The sequence below is a fragment of the Rhodococcus sp. NPDC055024 genome, from assembly GCF_053608585.1.
Map to the genome: position 1 here is coordinate 63,733 of NZ_JBSGVT010000014.1, position 15,434 is coordinate 79,166.

Below are 15,434 nucleotides of genomic sequence, written 5' to 3' on the forward strand. Positions count from 1 at the left end.
TATCTTACTCATCAGTAAGGTCTGTTGTCGAGAAACGGCAAAATGATGCGCGTCATAGGCTCGACGGGTGAACCGGACAGAGGTGCCAGATCGGATACAGCGGTACGTGCGCTACGCGCCGCTGGTGGTTGTTCCGTGCCTGTTGATCGCCAGCACGTATCCCGGGGAGTATCGAGTCCCGCTCACCTACTGGATCTTCTCGATGCTGTCGGCGCTCGTCTTCGTCGCCGGCCGTCGATGGCCGGTCCTCGCGTCCCTGGCCGTCTCGGCGCTGGCCATTCCGATGTTCGTCGCCGACGCCTGGGGGCTGTCCGAACTTGTCCCGTACCTCGGCGCGGTAGCCGTTGTGGACGTCACGATGCGGGCCGATCGCAGAGAGTGGGTCGCCGTTTCGGCAGCAGGCTGGTGCGGTTCGGTGCTCGCGGGGATCTGGTTCGAATCTCACGAAGCACTCTGGTCGGTCACCACTGCTGTGAAAGTGCTTGCGTACGTTGGATTGCCGCTGCTGCTCGGACTGTATCTGCGCTCGCAGCGTGAATTGGCCGCGAACAATCTTGCGCAGACCCGCGCTGCGGAGCGAAGCGCGCTCGCCCGCGAACTCCACGACCTCGTTGCGCACCACATGGCGTCGATCGTCCTGAGAATCGGTGTGGGTCAGCATGTCTTGGCGCCCGAGGACGAGGCCGTGCGTGAGGTCCTCGCGGATGTGCGTGCGACGGCGTCGGATGCGCTGACCGATATTCGTCGCCTTCTGGTAGCACTTCGTGATCCCTCGCTCGGCGAGGTCGCTCTGGTCGAGCCGGATGCCGTCGACGCCGAAATCGCGGCGGCGGTCGATCGTGTGCGTGCAGCGGGTTTCGAGGTGCAGGCGGACTTCGATGTTCAGGGGAATGTCGAGTCAGGCGCAGCTGATCTCGATGCGATCGGCAGGCTGACGTTGTTACGGGTGATTCAGGAATCACTGACCAACGTCATGAAGCACGGCGATCGGAAGGGGTCGGTCTCGGTCTCGGTTCGTCGTTTCGACGGTCGGGTGGACGTAAGGGTGATCAACAGCTGCGAGGGATCGGCAAGGAGTGCCGGACACGGACTGGTCGGAATGCGTGAGCGTGCAGAACTGGTCGGCGGCGAGATGACTGCCGGCATCAACAGCGACGGGAAATGGGAAGTCCACGTGAGTATTCCACTCGTTACCACAGGCGGTGCCTCGTGATCAGCGTGCTCATCGTCGACGACCAGCGATTGGTGCGTGCGGGTTTACGGATGTTGTGCACGGCAGCCGAGGACATGACCGTAGCGGGTGAGGCGTCGAACGGGGTCGAGGCGGTAGCGCTAGCTGCCGAACTGGATCCCGACGTGGTTCTGATGGACTTGCGGATGCCGGGGCTCGACGGGATCGGTGCCACACAGCAGATCGTCAAGGCCGGTCGGCGAGCACGCATCCTCGTGCTGACAACCTTCGACGACGACGATCACCTGTATCCCGCGCTCGCCGCCGGGGCTTCCGGGTTTCTGGTGAAAGACACCGAACCGACCGAGTTGCTCGGCGCGATTCGACGGATCGCCGAGGGAGAGATGGTGTTCTCCCCGGAACTGCTCCGCCGTGTCGTGGATCGTGCCGTGATCGGCGCAGACGCCGACACTGCTGTGACAGTGAAGGTTCCGCTGACCGAGCGCGAATCACAGGTCCTCGCATTGGTGGCAGAAGGGCAGAGCAATCAGGAGATCGCGGACGCGCTCCATCTGGGTGTGACCACGGTCAAGACGCACGTTGCGAACCTGATGTCGAAGACCGGCTGTGACAATCGGGTTCGCCTCGCGGTGTACCACCTGCAGAACCGTCAGTGACCGGAGTGCGCACCAGACGACGGCATCGGCATGTCCATCGGCATGTCCATCTGCATCGGCATTGCTTTCTGTCCCGGCCCTAGTACGAGGAATTGGCCCATCATCCCTTGGTCCTCGTGCATCAGCAGGTGGCAGTGGAACATGTACGGGAAGGTGGGATCGGTGTACTCGGACCACTGCAGCGCGACGCGAATCCTGCTGCCCGGTGGTGTGTACACAGTGTCCTTGAGTCCGCGTAAGTGAGGCGGAGGAGTGCGGCCGTCGACGTCGAGGACCTGGAATTGCACGTCGTGGACGTGGAAGTTGTGCGGCCAGTTGTCTTTGTTGGTGATCGTCCACACTTCGGTCGCGCCAACCTCGGCCTCGAAGTCGATGCGGTTCATGTCCATTCGTTGCCCGTTGATCATGTACCACTGCAGATCGAAGGTTCGGGAAACGCGTGCCTTCGACGGGTCGAGGCGCGCCAGGGTGGCCAACGGCGCCGGGAGACTCGACCGCGACGCGCGAGTGCCGACGCCCCGTAGTTCGACGATGTCGAAGCGGTCGTTCATGCCGAAGTTCTCTGCGTCCGACGAGTTCACACCACCGCCGTCCTCGATCGGGAACGACACCAATGTGGTCGTCGCGCCGGGGTCGACGCGAACCACGATCTCGGCTCTTTCCCCGGGGCTGAGCTGAATCCGCTTGATCGCAATCGGTGATTCGAGCAGTCCGCCGTCGGTGGCGATCAGATCGAAGGTCCGGTCGTCGGGGAACCCCAGGTTGTAAAGACGGCCGGAAGAGCCGTTCAGGATGCGCAGCCGGACGACCCCGGTGGTGACGTCGAGGTAGGCGTCGGAGATGCCGTTGGTGACGATGGTGTCGCCGAGCAGGCCGATGTCGGTCGGGTCGGACTCGTCGAAACTGCCGTCGCCAAGGAATCGACGATCCTGGATTATCAACGGAACATCGTCAACCCCATAAGTTTTGGGGACGTCCAGCCTGTCGGTATCGGCGTCGTCGATCAGGAACAGTCCGGCGAGTCCGCGCTGCACGTGCCGCTCGGTGGATCCGTGCGGGTGTGGGTGATACCAGAGCGTCGAAGCCGCTTGGTCGATCGTCCACGCTGGTTCCCAGCGTCCGCCGGCTTCGATGGTCTGGTGCGGGCCACCGTCGAACCTTGCCGGCAGATGCATGCCGTGCCAGTGGACGGTCGTCGGCTCGGCCAGTGTGTTGTCGATCGTGAATGCGACAGATTCTCCGCGTGCGGCTCGAATGGTCGGTCCAAGGATGGATCCGTTGAAACCCCAAGTCTCGGTGATCTTTCCCGCGACGATCTCGGTGGCTGCGGCACCGGCGCGGAGTGTGAAGTGGCGAACGCCGGCGTCGTCGACAGTCGATTCGGCCAGCGGCGGAACCGGTAGCGGGCGAGAGGTTCCGGGTACCGCCTGTGCGGCGCTTCGTGCTGCCGAGTCGGCCCCGCAGCCCACTGCGAGCCCGAGGGGCGCGGCGGCAAGACCGAACAGAATGGTGCGCCTGGAAATCCGGTTCATCGTTCTCCTGGAAGTAGTGCGTGATCAACTACTTCCAGTCAACGGGGCGCGACGTGCTGCCGAATCCTGCCGACGGGCCTGTCGGGACTCCTCCCTCGGACCCTTGCGGCGGGTGGGATCTTCTGGTACCCGGTTGTTACCGCAGGCGGGCGAGAACGTCTTCGTGCAGCAGGCCGTTGGTGGCGACCGCACTGCCGCCGTGTGGGCCTGCGCCACCGTCCAGATCTGTGAATGCGCCGCCGGCCTCACGGACCAGAACATCGAGCGCTGCCAGATCCCACAGGGAAACCTCGGGTTCGGCAGCGATGTCGACGGCGCCCTCGGCCACGAGGCAGTAGGAGAAGAAGTCGCCGTAACCGCGCACGCGCCACACATGGTCGGTGAGTTCGACGAACTGGTCGCGAATTCCGCGGTCCTTCCAGCCGGACAGGCTCGAGAAGCTCAGGCTCGCCGATTCGCTGCGATCGACGGCGGATACCTGGATTGCCCGCGCATCGCCGTCTCCGAAAGACGTATGTGCGCCCAATCCTGTTGCAGCCCACCATCGCCGATTCAGTGCCGGTGCGCTCACGACGCCGATGACCGGGACGCCGTCCTCGAGCAAGCTGATCAGAGTGGCCCACACCGGTACGTTCCGAACGAAGTTCTTGGTCCCGTCGATGGGATCGACCACCCACTGCCTGCCCTCGAAGACTGCGTCGCCGCCGAATTCTTCGCCGAGCACGGAGTCTGCAGGCCGATGCTCACCGAGCGTCGCGCGCACTGCCCGCTCGACAGCGAGGTCGGCGTCGGAGACGGGGGTGAGGTCCGGCTTGTCGTCCACTCGAAGATCGAGTGCGCCGAAGCGGGCGCGAGTGATCGCGTCAGCCTCGTCGGCGATGCGGAGGGCGAGTGCGAGGTCGGATGCGCGATCGGTCACGGGTACACAACCTACCGGCTCAGACGGGGAGGACTTCCTTCAGCTTTCCGGTCGCGACGTCGAAGACGAATCCGCGGAGGGACGTCGTCGCGGTGATGAACGGACTGTTCTCGATACGCTTCAACGACTGACGGACGTCCTCGTCGATGTCGGGAAACGATTCGGCGGCCCAGTTGGGTTTGATGCCGATCTCGTCTTGGATCGAACGCTTGAAGTCGTCGTCGGTGAACGTCAGCATTCCGCAGTCGGTGTGATGGATGAGGATGATCTCGGTAGTTCCCAGCAGCCGCTGGCTGATGGCCAGGGATCGGATCTCGTCGTCGGTGACGACTCCACCCGCATTGCGGATGACGTGCGATTCACCTTCCTTGATTCCCAGAACCCGATAGACGTCGATGCGGGCATCCATGCAGGCGAGAACGGCAACGTGTCTGCTGGGTGGGAGGGGGAGCGGTCCGGTGAACTGCTCGGCGTAGACGGCGTTGTTCTGGAGGTATTCGTCGGTGACAGTCATCGTTCCAGTAGGTTCCCTCGGACCGACGTTGGCAAGGCTTCGAGTCCCGGTGATCTCAATACGTGACGCGCGGCGGACCTGAGAAGGTGACGCACGGCAGAGCCGAGGTCGGCACCCGGTAGCCTTGAGAACCGTGCATCCCGACGTAATTGCAGACCTGAACGCCCTCGACACCACCCTTCGTACCTGCGAATCGGTTGTGGACGTCGAGGAGCTGCGCCGACGCATCGACGAGCTCGAGCACCAGGCAGCCGACCCGGGTCTGTGGAACGACCAGGAACACGCCCAGCAGGTCACCAGCCAGCTCTCCCACGCGCAGGCCGAACTGCGGCGCATCGTGGCACTGCGCGAGCGGCTCGACGAGATGCCGATCCTCTACGAATTGGCCGAAGACGAAGGCCCCGACGCGCTGGCCGATGCCGACGCCGAGCGAGCCAGCCTGCGTGAAGACATCGCGGCGATGGAAGTCAAGACCATGCTCTCGGGCGAGTACGACGAGCGCGACGCACTGATCAACATCCGCTCCGGTGCCGGCGGAATCGACGCCGCGGACTGGGCCGAGATGCTCATGCGCATGTACATCCGCTGGGCTGAGAAGCACGACTACGGCGTCGAGGTCTACGACACGTCGTACGCCGAAGAAGCCGGACTCAAGAGCGCGACGTTCGCGATCAAGGGCCCGTACACCTACGGAACGCTGTCCGTCGAGATGGGCACTCACCGGCTCGTCCGGATCAGTCCCTTCGACAACCAGGGACGCCGCCAGACGTCGTTCGCCGAGGTCGAGGTCCTGCCGGTCGTCGAGACCACCGACCACATCGAGATCAACGAGAACGACATCCGAGTCGACGTCTATCGCTCGTCCGGTCCCGGTGGTCAGTCGGTGAACACCACGGACTCCGCAGTTCGACTCACACACATCCCGACCGGAATCGTCGTCACCTGTCAGAACGAGAAGTCGCAGCTCCAGAACAAGGTGTCGGCGATGCGCGTTCTGCAGGCCAAGCTGCTCGCGGTCAAGCGTCAGGAAGAGCGCGCCGAGATGGATGCGCTCAAGGGCGACAGCGGCAGCTCGTGGGGCAACCAGATGCGTTCTTACGTCCTTCATCCGTACCAGATGGTCAAGGACCTGCGTACCGAGTACGAGGTCAACAACCCGTCGGCAGTGCTCGACGGTGACATCGACGGGTTCCTCGAGGCCGGCATCCGTTGGCGCATGAGCGAGAACCAGTCCGCATAGCGTTCGGATATCGAAAGGCACGATGACTTTACTCAGACCTGGGCAGAACCTGCTCGATTGGCTTCAAACCACCGGTTTGTCCGTCCTCATGACCGTACTCGGCGCGATGATTCTCGCCCGGTTGGTCAGTTGGGGAGGCAACAAGGTCACCGACCAGATCGACTCCAACTATCAGTTGGGCGATGCGCTGGTGCGCTCGGAGGCGACCAAGCATCGTCACTCGGTCGCACAGGTCATCACCTGGGTCGTCATCACGTTCATCTACGTGATCGCGACGCTGAAGGTTCTCGACCAACTCAACCTGCCGATCGGTAGTCTCGTCGCGCCGGCGACTGTTCTCGGTGCGGCGCTCGGTTTCGGCGCGCAGCGCGTTGTGCAGGACATCCTTGCCGGTTTCTTCATCATCACCGAACGCCAGTACGGCTTCGGCGACACCGTGCGACTTGCAATCACCGGTTCCTCCGACGACGCCGAAGGTGTCATCGAGGACGTGACCCTGCGCGTGACGCGGATGCGTAACTCCGACGGCGAGGTCATCACCGTCCCCAACGGCCAGATCGTGAAAGCGACCAACCTGTCCAAGGACTGGGCCCGCGCCGTCATCGACGTTCCGGTACCGGCGACTGCCGACCTCACCCGGGTCAACGAGGTACTTCGTCAGGTCGGAGTCGACGCGATGGCCGACCGCGGACTCAAGAAACTGCTGCTCGACGAGCCCACCGTCATGGGCGTCGAAAGCCTCGAGGTCGATCAGGTCAACGTGCGGATGGTTGCGCGCACGCTTCCTGGCAAACAATTCCAGGTCGGACGCGCACTTCGGGTCCGCGTCGCGGCAGCGCTGCGACGTCAGGGGATCACGGTGTCACCGGATCTGCACACCGTACGGACCGAGGAGGCGAGCGAATGACCGATCAGGAACCGCGTCGCGGACTCGACCGACTGATTTACCTGGACTGGCTACCGTCGCGGATCTTCGGCGGCCGGATGCGAACTTCGACTTTCATCCTCATCGTGGCGTGGATACTGACGTATCTGCTGCACACGTACCTCAATCCGGAAGTTCCGGCAGCGACTCCGCCACCGAGCGCAGACACGTCGGTGACCGAGCCGTACGTTGCTCCGTCGGTCAAGCCGTCGACGACGACCCCCGTGCCGTCCTCGACCGAGCAGACGACTACGTCCGAGACCCAGTCTCCGGAATCGAGCACGGGCAGTTCCGGTTCTCCGACGCCGACTTCGGGTCCCGCGCCTGCGCCGGGCAACGCCGAACAGTCCGCGACCACCGTGCCGACCACTCCTGCGACGACGACCGTCCCGCAACCCGGCGCGGCGATGCAGGCACCGACGTCGGTGCCGCAGTCACCTGCGACCACCGGTACCGGATAAGGACGAGGGTGCTCGCGCGTGGCGCCAAGGTCACCGTTAGATAACGGCTAGACTGGCTAGTTGTGATCAGCATGAAGAATGTGTCGAAGTCCTACAAGGCCTCCACCAGGCCGGCGCTCGACAAAGTCAGCGTGGAGGTGGAGAAGGGGGAGTTCGTCTTCCTCATCGGCCCCTCCGGCTCTGGCAAGTCGACGTTCATGCGGTTGCTGCTCAAGATGGAGTCGCCCACGTCCGGCGATATCGAGGTCGCGGATTTCCACGTCAACAAGTTGGCGGCCCGCCGTGTGCCGAAGCTTCGCCAGAGCATGGGCTGTGTGTTCCAGGACTTCCGCTTGCTTCAGCAGAAGACGGTCTCCGAGAATGTCGCCTTCGCGTTGGAAGTCATCGGCAAGCCCCGCAACGTCATCGCGCGCACTGTTCCCGAGGTGCTCGACATGGTCGGTCTGGCCGGTAAAGCCGACCGACTGCCCACCGAGCTCTCCGGCGGTGAGCAGCAGCGCGTCGCCATCGCTCGTGCATTCGTGAACCGCCCACTCGTCCTGCTCGCCGACGAGCCCACCGGCAACCTGGACCCCGAAACGAGCCAGGACATCATGCTGCTGCTCGAGCGGATCAACCGCACGGGCACCACCGTCGTCATGGCGACCCACGATCACCACATCGTCGACTCCATGCGTCGACGCGTCATCGAACTCGATCTCGGCAAGGTGACCAGAGACGAAGCGCGGGGTGTGTACGGCGTCGGCAGGTAGCGCCGACTACGACCACACGTCCCGTACGCCCACCGGTTGTCGTGAAACAACCGGCCTCTCGAAAAGGAATCGGATTCCCCGATGCGCGCCAGCTTTATTTTCAGCGAAGTACTGACCGGCCTACGCCGCAACATCACGATGACCATCGCCATGATCTTGACGACGGCGATCTCCCTCGGTCTCTTCGGCGGTGGTCTGCTGGTCGTGCAGATGGCAGGCAAGACCCAGCAGATCTTCCTCGAACGCGTCGAGGTGCAGATCTTTCTGACCGACGACATCTCTTCGGCCGATCCAGGTTGCGAGCAGGAGATCTGCAGTTCGCTGCGCAAAGAACTCGAGCAGACTCCGTCCGTCGTCGCGGTTCAGTACCTCAACCGTGAAGACGCGGTGAAGGACGCCACCGAGCGCGTGTTCAAGGACCAGCCCGAACTGGCAGCGCTGGTGAGCCCGGACAGCTTCCCGGCGTCGTTCAAGGTCAAGCTCAGTGACCCCGAGCGGTTCGGCGTCATCAACGACACCTTCGGTTCGAGGCCCGGCGTCGAGAGTGTGCTCAATCAGCGCGAGTTGGTGGACCGACTCTTCAGCGTGCTGGGTGGAGTGCGCAACGCGGCATTCGCGATCGCGATCGTCCAGGCGATCGCAGCGATCCTGCTGATCGCCAACATGGTCCAGATCGCGGCGTTCACGCGTCGGACCGAGGTCAACATCATGAGATTGGTCGGCGCGACGCGTTGGTACACCCAGCTTCCGTTCCTCCTCGAAGCAGTCGTCGCGGCCTTGATCGGCGCGGTGCTCGCCATCGCCGGACTGTTCACGGCGAAGAACGTCTTCATCGACGGGGTCCTGGCCGACGTCTACGAAGCCAACATCGTGGCGCGGATTTCCAACAGCGACGTGCTGTTCGTTTCGCCGATCCTCGTGCTTGCCGGAGTCGGAATGGCCGCGGTGACGGCGTACGTGACGCTGCGTCTGTACGTCCGCGAATAATCGGTTTGCACGAGCTTCTATGCTGGAACTGTATTTGACGGTAAGACAGTATTCGACAGCAAGACAGCGGACTGAGAGGCCCGGACAGTGAAGGAAAAGGGCCGCAAGGTCATTGCGACCAATCGCAAAGCACGCCACAACTACACGATCATCGACACCTACGAGGCCGGCATCGCTCTCGTCGGGACCGAGGTCAAGAGTTTGCGTGAAGGCAAGGCATCGCTCGTCGACGCCTTCGCAACCGTGGACAACGGCGAAGTATGGCTGCGCTCGTTGCACATTCCGGAGTACACGCAAGGCACGTGGAACAACCATTCGCCGCGTCGTACCCGAAAGCTCCTGCTGCACAAGCGTGAGATCGAGCACCTCGTCGGCAAGACCCGCGAGGGAAACCAGACGCTGGTCCCGCTGTCGATGTACTTCAACGACGGCAAGGTCAAAGTCGAACTCGCGCTGGCAAAGGGTAAGCAGGACTACGACAAGCGCCAGGACATGGCCAAGCGCACCGCCGAGCGCGAGGTGACCCGCGAGCTCGGTCGTCGTATCAAGGGCATGCGCTGACCTCCATCCTGCTTGCCCTTGTGGCGGCAGTTGCCTACGGAGTCAGCGACTTCGTAGGCGGAGTTGCGTCACGACGGGTTGCCGCACTGCGAGTGGTGATCGTCTCGTATCCGCTTTCGCTCGTCATCGTGTTGATCGCAGCACCTTTCGTCTCCGGGACGCTGACGCTGAACGGGTTGATCTGGGGTGCGATCGCCGGCATCACGAGTGGTCTGGCGGTGTGGTGGTTCTATCTCGCGTTGGCGACCGGCCCCATGTCGGTGGTTTCGCCGCTCACCGCCGTTCTGGTGGCGGGTATTCCGGTGCTCGTCGGATTCGCTTTCGGTGAGCGGCCGGGACTGATCGCGTACCTGGGTATCGCCGTCGCGTTGGTCGCCGTCGTTCTGGTCAGTCGCGAGTCGCCCGACGACACCGCGGGTGAAGTTGCCGGCGGAATCACTCTCCGCTTCACCAGACAGGTGGCGCTGCTGACCGTCGGAAGCGGTGGCGCATTTGCACTCTCGTTCATCGCACTTCACCAGATCGGCGAGGGTAGTGGGCTGTGGGCGTTGGCCGTATCTCGCGGCGCCGCGACCGTCGTGGTGTGGTTGGTCGCTTTGGCGGCCGGTCACTTCGTTCTCCCGCGAGGTGAGCCACTCAAGCTCGCGGTGTACGTCAGCGTCCTCGACGTCGTCGCCAACGGGACGATGATCTACGCCTTCCAAGGCGGAATGCTCTCGCTCGTCAGCGTGATCGGTTCGCTGTACCCGGCTGCGACGGTTCTGCTCGCGATGGTGATGCTGGGCGAGCGAGTCAGCCGCGTGCAACAAGCGGGAATGCTGTTGGCCCTGGCGGCAGTCGGCATGATTGCCGTCGCGGGTGCCTAGATTCTCTTCAGCTCCAGCGTTATCAGCTCCAGCGTTTTCAGTCCCAGTTGTTTCAGCCGCGTCTGTCGGCCGGTGCAGCGCGTAGGTGAACCCGCTCGCCTTGTTTTCCGAAGAGGCTTATCGCCTCGGCCGGTCGACCGTCGGCAGCACTGATGCGGTGCGGGATGTGTGTATCGAACTCGGCTGCCTCGCCGGCACCCATGATGAAATCACGGTCGCCGAGTTGGAGTCTGATGCGCCCGGACAGAACGTAGACCCACTCGTAACCCTCGTGAGATCCTGGCTCGCGATCGTCGTCGGTGGGGGAGATGATCATCTTGTAGGCCTGCAGATTGCCGGGCTGGCTCGTCAGCGGAATGACCGTCATACATCCGACCGTCCGAGGTTCTTCTCGCACACGCGGATCTTTGATCTTGCTGTTCACGAGGTCGTCCAACGGGACGCCGTGTGCCTTGGCAATCGGCAGCAGAAGCTCCAAGTTGGCTCGGCGAGTACCTGATTCGAGTCTCGACAGTGTGCTCACACTGATGTCGGTGGCCTCCGACAAATCGGCCAGGGTCATGTCGGACTGTTGGCGCAACGCACGTAGGCGAGGGCCGATGCCGGCCAGTACGGCTTCGAACGATGTTTCGGTCATGCATTCATTTTGCCAAAGTGGCAACAGCATTTGTCAAGATTGCGTTCTCTTGTCATTCTGGATTCATGACGCAGAACTCATTCGACGTAGCAGTAATCGGAGCCGGTGCGGCGGGCCTCAACGCCGCACTCATTCTCGGTCAGGCACGCAGGTCCGTGATCGTCTTCGACAACGGATCGCCACGAAACGCGGCCGCCGACCACATGAACGGATTCCTCTCCCGTGACGGCATGAACCCTGCCGAACTGTTGACCATCGGCAGAGGTGAGGTCCGTAAATTCGGCGGCGAGTTCCACGACGGCACGGTCGTCTCCGTGACACGGGACAGTGAGGATCTTTCGGCCGATTTCTCCGTCGAACTCGCTGACGGCAGCAAGATTCAGGTACGCAAAATCCTTGTCGCAACGGGCCTGACGGACCGTCTACCGGCAGAACTCGAAGTCTTCGGTGAGCGATGGGGCCGCGACGTCTTGCACTGCCCGTACTGCCACGGCTACAGCGTGCGTGATCAGCCGCTCGGCGTGATCGCCAAGAGCGGGGAGTTTGCGATGCACCAGGCGCTCATGGTGCGCCAGTGGTCCGACGACGTGGTTCTCTTCCTCCATCGAATCACCGAACTGAGTGCCGAAGATCGGGAAAAGCTTGCAGCCCGCGATATTTCGATCGTCGAGGGTGAGGTTGCCGGTCCCGTCGTAGAGGACGATCGGTTGGTGGGCGTGCGATTGGTGGACGGCACTGTGGTCGCGCGTTCGGCAGTTTTTGTCGGCGGCGCCCTCACGATGGATCCCAACGATGCGATCTTGCGTACATTCGGCGCGCAGCGCGCAGAGACGATGATGGGCGATTTCGTCACTGTCGACATGATGGGGGCCACAAGCGTGCCCGGCGTGTTCGCCGCCGGCAACGTCGTCGACCCGGGTGCCCAGGTCATCATGGCCGCAGCCGCCGGGGCGAAGGCCGGGGCGGGGATCAACATGATGTTGACGAACGACGACCTCGAGGTTGCACTCGCGCTTCGGAGCTGAATTCTGCGTAGCGTGGGGTGATGGACGCAGTGAGAGTGTTGATCACGGGTGCGACCGGATACATAGGCGGACGTCTTGCCCCTCGCCTGGTCGAAGAGGGGCACCACGTGCGGGTGGTGGTGCGAAGTCCCGAGAAGCTTCGCGATGTGCCCTGGCATGATTCGGTGGAGATCAAGCGCGGGGATTTGACCGACAGTGATTCACTCGCAGGTGTTTTCGACAACATCGACGTGGTCTACTACCTCGTTCACGCCATGGGCGGGGGAGGGTCTTTCTCTGACATCGACAAGCGGAGTGCGCAAAACGTCGCCGCCGCCGCACGCGATGCGGGGGTGCGCCGGATCGTCTACCTCGGTGGGCTTCATCCGTCCGACCGAGAGCTGTCGACTCACTTGCAGTCTCGGCTCGAAGTCGGTCGGATCCTGCTCGACTCCGAGGTTCCGACGGTTGTGTTCCAAGCTGGAGTGGTGATCGGATCGGGATCGGCGTCCTTCGAAATGGTGCGCCACTTGACCAATCGACTTCCGGTGATGACCACCCCCAAGTGGGTGCACAACAACATCCAGCCGATCGCGGTGCGTGACGTACTCCACTATCTGACCGCAGCCGCGGCAACAACGCCGGAGGTCAACCGCGCCTTCGACATCGGTGGGCCGGATGTCATGCAGTACGGCGAGATGATGAACACCTACGCCGACGTTGCAGGACTGGTACGTCGGCGCATCCTCGTCTTGCCTGTCCTCACGCCGAGGCTGGCAGGTCACTGGGTGGGATTGGTCACCCCGATCCCACGAGGCTTGGCGATGCCGTTGATCGAGTCACTGCAGAACGACGCGGTGATGCACGATCACGACATCGACGACTTCATCCCGCCTCCCGCCGGTGGCCTCACGCCGTATCGGGAAGCGGTGCGTTTGGCACTTCACAAGATCGAGACCGGTGAGGTGGAGACGGCGTGGTCCGGTGCAACGATCGCGGGAGCACCCTCCGATCCCCTTCCATCCGACCCGGATTGGGCTGGTGAAGCGGTCTACGTCGATCATCGCGAACGCGACTGTGCTGCCGATCCGAAAACCCTCTGGTCGGTCGTCGAGTCGATCGGCGGTGAGAATGGTTGGTATTCATTCCCTTTGGCGTGGGCGATCCGGGGGTGGATGGATCGAGCAGTTGGCGGTGTCGGCCTACGCCGAGGTCGACGCGATCCCCGGCGACTCAACACCGGTGAAGCCCTGGACTTCTGGCGCGTCGAAGAGATCGATCGAGGCAAGTTGCTCCGTTTGCGCGCCGAGATGAAGGTTCCCGGCGGGGCATGGTTGGAGTTGCGAGTATCGGAAGGTCCGACGGGCGCGGACGGCCGACCGGTGGGTTCGCACCTCGATCAGCGGGCGGTCTTCTTTCCGCGTGGGCTCGCCGGCCGGGCGTACTGGTACTCGATCCTGCCTTTCCACGGAGTTGTCTTTCAGGGCATGATCACCAACATCACCGGTGCTGCCGAGCGTGAGATGGCTGCAGTGCAGGAAACGGCTGGGGCGAAGGACACGGCTGGGGCGAAGGACACGGCTGGGGCGAGGGACACGGAAAGTGCCGCCGATTAATTGGTATGACTTCCGAACTTCGGCGCGTTATAGTAAATAGCCCCACGAAAGACGCGGGGCACACACGGGGCTGAACGGTTTCGACTGCGTGTGTTGAGTTAGGGGAAGCGTGTCGGTGCAGGCAAGAGACCACCGTAAGCGTCGCTGCAAACCTATAAGCGCCGATTCCAATCAGCGCGACTACGCTCTCGCTGCCTAAGTAGCGAAGCGTGTCTGTCAGCCCGGGGTTGCCCTCGACCCGGTTCCTGGCATCAGCTAGAGGGCTTTACTGTTCGGCTCGGTCACGGAGTCGAATGGGACATCAAACAGTGACTGGGATCGTCATCCTGGCTTGTTCGCGAGACTGGGAGATCCAAGTAGAGACTTAGCGAACTGCACACGGAGAAGCCCTAGCGATTCAACGTAGGACCCGGGTTCAATTCCCGGCAGCTCCACAACAGGTCGGGCCGGAGAGCACACGCTCTCCGGCCCGACCTTTTTGCTGTCTTGCTGCTGTCTTGCTGCTGTCATGTTGCGGCGCTTTGCGGCCGCGCAGGGGCTTTCTTGCGATCAGGAGCCGAAGAATCCCAGGTCGACCGAGCCGACGAAGCCGGGAGCTTCCTCGGCTAGCGGCTTGCCGTCCAGGTCGGCAGGCAATGCAACGCCCAGACTCTGGAGGATTGTCGGAGTGATGTCGGCGATCGTGTACGCGTCGGTGGTCTTACCGGCCGCGTATCCCGCACCGCGCGCTATGACGAATGTCGTTGCTTCCGCCGGTGTCTGACCGCCATGCCCGCCGGTGGGCTTGTGCCCGTGATCCGCAGTGACCAGTACAGTCCACTTCTCGCCGGTCTTCGCTGCGCGCTGATCGACAGCATCGACAATCTTGCCCACCTGGGCGTCGACCGAGGCAATCGACTCGTCGTACGCAGCGCCGTTGGTGCCGCCGCTGTGCCCTGCGCCGTCCACCTGATCGAGTTGGGTGAAGATCAGGTCAGGTCCCTTGTCGGTGATGTCCCGGGCGACGGCGTCTGCCGTTGCAGCGTCGGTGGCCGCTTCGGAACCTGCATCGGCCGTGGTCACGACAACGTCAGCTTTCGGTGTCCCACTGGAAGCGATGTTGTCGATGCCGCCCCAGGTGGAGATCGATTCGGTGAGGAGGGAGGGCTTTGCTGTTTCCAATCGGGTGAAGACACTCGGGTAGAGGTCGAAGCGGGCGCCCGCGTACGTGTTGTCCTTGACGCCGTGCTTGGTGTCCCAGACCCCGGTCAGGATGGTCGACCACGACGGTCCGGAGATGGTGGTGTGGCCGAGGATGGAAGATTCTCCGCTGGTTCCTTCGGCGATCAGCTTCTGGAGACGGGGAGCGTCGGCGGTCTTGATGTGGCTGAGCATGGTGCCGTCGAGGCCGATGACAACTGTCTTCTCGGTGGCCGACGGATTGAGGTCGGATGATCCGGGAATTGCTGCAGCGTTTGCAGTTCCGGCTGCTACCGCGCCGGCAAGGAGGAATGTGATGGCGGCTGAGGTGCGTGCGATTTTCTTGGTCACGCTAAGCATCTTGCGATAGGACTAGACCAATTGCACTACCTG

Annotated in this window: 16 protein-coding genes and 1 other RNA gene; 12 read left to right on the forward strand and 5 right to left on the reverse strand. The window is 62.8% G+C overall.

Features of this window, described 5'->3' with window-relative positions:
• Positions 1-67 precede the first annotated feature (67 nt).
• Together ACWF6P_RS25395 and ACWF6P_RS25400 are read left to right on the forward strand one after the other, a co-directional pair.
• On the forward strand, positions 68-1,213 hold the full coding sequence (locus ACWF6P_RS25395; protein ID WP_452622937.1) for a sensor histidine kinase: 1,146 nt from the start codon (positions 68-70) through the stop codon (positions 1,211-1,213).
• A complete protein-coding gene (locus tag ACWF6P_RS25400; protein WP_452622938.1) occupies positions 1,210-1,848 on the forward strand; it encodes a response regulator in 639 nt (212 codons plus the stop codon). Before ACWF6P_RS25395 ends, ACWF6P_RS25400 begins: the two co-directional genes overlap by 4 nt.
• On the opposite strand, the gene ACWF6P_RS25405 is transcribed toward ACWF6P_RS25400, so the two are convergent.
• From ACWF6P_RS25405 to ACWF6P_RS25415, 3 genes are all read right to left on the reverse strand, one after another.
• Positions 1,842-3,380 carry a multicopper oxidase family protein gene (locus ACWF6P_RS25405; protein WP_452622939.1) on the reverse strand — a complete coding sequence of 513 codons (1,539 nt, stop codon included), beginning with the start codon at positions 3,378-3,380 and terminating at the stop codon, positions 1,842-1,844. The two genes, ACWF6P_RS25400 and ACWF6P_RS25405, sit on opposite strands and share 7 nt — an antisense overlap.
• A gap of 136 nt (positions 3,381-3,516) precedes the next feature.
• A complete protein-coding gene (gene hisN, locus ACWF6P_RS25410; protein ID WP_064112620.1) occupies positions 3,517-4,299 on the reverse strand; it encodes a histidinol-phosphatase in 783 nt (260 codons plus the stop codon).
• A 19-nt stretch (positions 4,300-4,318) separates the two neighbouring features.
• Positions 4,319-4,813 carry a beta-class carbonic anhydrase gene (locus ACWF6P_RS25415; RefSeq protein ID WP_452622940.1) on the reverse strand — a complete coding sequence of 165 codons (495 nt, stop codon included), beginning with the start codon at positions 4,811-4,813 and terminating at the stop codon, positions 4,319-4,321.
• 133 nt (positions 4,814-4,946) lie between these two features.
• On the opposite strand from ACWF6P_RS25415, the gene prfB reads away from it, so the two are divergent.
• The 7 genes from prfB to ACWF6P_RS25450 all read left to right on the forward strand — a co-directional run bounded on the left by prfB (position 4,947) and on the right by ACWF6P_RS25450 (position 10,605).
• Positions 4,947-6,053 (forward strand): peptide chain release factor 2, encoded by a 1,107-nt coding sequence (gene prfB, locus ACWF6P_RS25420; protein ID WP_058038579.1) that lies wholly within the window; start codon positions 4,947-4,949, stop codon positions 6,051-6,053.
• Between the two features lie 22 nt (positions 6,054-6,075).
• Positions 6,076-6,960 (forward strand): mechanosensitive ion channel family protein, encoded by an 885-nt coding sequence (locus ACWF6P_RS25425; protein WP_003942304.1) that lies wholly within the window; start codon positions 6,076-6,078, stop codon positions 6,958-6,960.
• Positions 6,957-7,439, forward strand: coding sequence for a hypothetical protein (locus ACWF6P_RS25430; protein WP_452622941.1), 483 nt, complete (start codon positions 6,957-6,959; stop codon positions 7,437-7,439). Before ACWF6P_RS25425 ends, ACWF6P_RS25430 begins: the two co-directional genes overlap by 4 nt.
• Before the next feature lie 71 nt (positions 7,440-7,510).
• Positions 7,511-8,191 carry a cell division ATP-binding protein FtsE gene (ftsE, locus tag ACWF6P_RS25435; protein ID WP_020969258.1) on the forward strand — a complete coding sequence of 227 codons (681 nt, stop codon included), beginning with the start codon at positions 7,511-7,513 and terminating at the stop codon, positions 8,189-8,191.
• 81 nt (positions 8,192-8,272) lie between these two features.
• Entirely contained in the window at positions 8,273-9,178 is a 906-nt protein-coding gene (gene ftsX, locus ACWF6P_RS25440) for a permease-like cell division protein FtsX (RefSeq protein ID WP_378449174.1), read from the forward strand.
• Between the two features lie 87 nt (positions 9,179-9,265).
• Positions 9,266-9,739, forward strand: coding sequence for an SsrA-binding protein SmpB (smpB, locus tag ACWF6P_RS25445; protein WP_003942330.1), 474 nt, complete (start codon positions 9,266-9,268; stop codon positions 9,737-9,739).
• 8 nt (positions 9,740-9,747) lie between these two features.
• A complete protein-coding gene (locus ACWF6P_RS25450; protein WP_317553422.1) occupies positions 9,748-10,605 on the forward strand; it encodes a DMT family transporter in 858 nt (285 codons plus the stop codon).
• A gap of 52 nt (positions 10,606-10,657) precedes the next feature.
• Here ACWF6P_RS25450 and ACWF6P_RS25455 read toward each other — a convergent pair whose 3' ends face one another.
• Positions 10,658-11,242 carry a helix-turn-helix domain-containing protein gene (locus ACWF6P_RS25455; protein WP_283303635.1) on the reverse strand — a complete coding sequence of 195 codons (585 nt, stop codon included), beginning with the start codon at positions 11,240-11,242 and terminating at the stop codon, positions 10,658-10,660.
• A gap of 65 nt (positions 11,243-11,307) precedes the next feature.
• Here ACWF6P_RS25455 and ACWF6P_RS25460 point away from each other — a divergent pair, with 65 nt between their 5' ends.
• From ACWF6P_RS25460 to ssrA, 3 genes are all read left to right on the forward strand, one after another.
• Complete coding sequence (locus tag ACWF6P_RS25460; protein ID WP_452622942.1) at positions 11,308-12,267, forward strand: NAD(P)/FAD-dependent oxidoreductase; 960 nt, start codon at positions 11,308-11,310, stop codon at positions 12,265-12,267.
• A 20-nt stretch (positions 12,268-12,287) separates the two neighbouring features.
• A complete protein-coding gene (locus ACWF6P_RS25465) occupies positions 12,288-13,862 on the forward strand; it encodes an SDR family oxidoreductase (protein ID WP_452622943.1) in 1,575 nt (524 codons plus the stop codon).
• A gap of 66 nt (positions 13,863-13,928) precedes the next feature.
• Positions 13,929-14,299: a transfer-messenger RNA gene (gene ssrA / locus ACWF6P_RS25470) on the forward strand.
• A gap of 112 nt (positions 14,300-14,411) precedes the next feature.
• Here ssrA and ACWF6P_RS25475 read toward each other — a convergent pair.
• Complete coding sequence (locus tag ACWF6P_RS25475) at positions 14,412-15,401, reverse strand: alkaline phosphatase family protein (RefSeq protein ID WP_452622944.1); 990 nt, start codon at positions 15,399-15,401, stop codon at positions 14,412-14,414.
• Positions 15,402-15,434 lie beyond the last annotated feature (33 nt).

Excerpts from the sequence above, each read along its gene's own strand:
- ACWF6P_RS25405 (WP_452622939.1), bottom strand. The coding sequence starts at position 3,380 with ATGAACCGGATTTCCAGGCGCACCATTCTGTTCGGTCTTGCCGCCGCG.
- ACWF6P_RS25415 (WP_452622940.1), bottom strand. The coding sequence starts at position 4,813 with ATGACTGTCACCGACGAATACCTCCAGAACAACGCCGTCTACGCCGAG.
- ACWF6P_RS25425 (WP_003942304.1), top strand. The coding sequence starts at position 6,076 with ATGACTTTACTCAGACCTGGGCAGAACCTGCTCGATTGGCTTCAAACC.
- ACWF6P_RS25430 (WP_452622941.1), top strand. The coding sequence starts at position 6,957 with ATGACCGATCAGGAACCGCGTCGCGGACTCGACCGACTGATTTACCTG.
- ftsE (WP_020969258.1), top strand. The coding sequence starts at position 7,511 with ATGAAGAATGTGTCGAAGTCCTACAAGGCCTCCACCAGGCCGGCGCTC.
- ftsX (WP_378449174.1), top strand. The coding sequence starts at position 8,273 with ATGCGCGCCAGCTTTATTTTCAGCGAAGTACTGACCGGCCTACGCCGC.
- ACWF6P_RS25455 (WP_283303635.1), bottom strand. The coding sequence starts at position 11,242 with ATGACCGAAACATCGTTCGAAGCCGTACTGGCCGGCATCGGCCCTCGC.
- ACWF6P_RS25460 (WP_452622942.1), top strand. The coding sequence starts at position 11,308 with ATGACGCAGAACTCATTCGACGTAGCAGTAATCGGAGCCGGTGCGGCG.
- ACWF6P_RS25465 (WP_452622943.1), top strand. The coding sequence starts at position 12,288 with ATGGACGCAGTGAGAGTGTTGATCACGGGTGCGACCGGATACATAGGC.
- ACWF6P_RS25475 (WP_452622944.1), bottom strand. The coding sequence starts at position 15,401 with ATGCTTAGCGTGACCAAGAAAATCGCACGCACCTCAGCCGCCATCACA.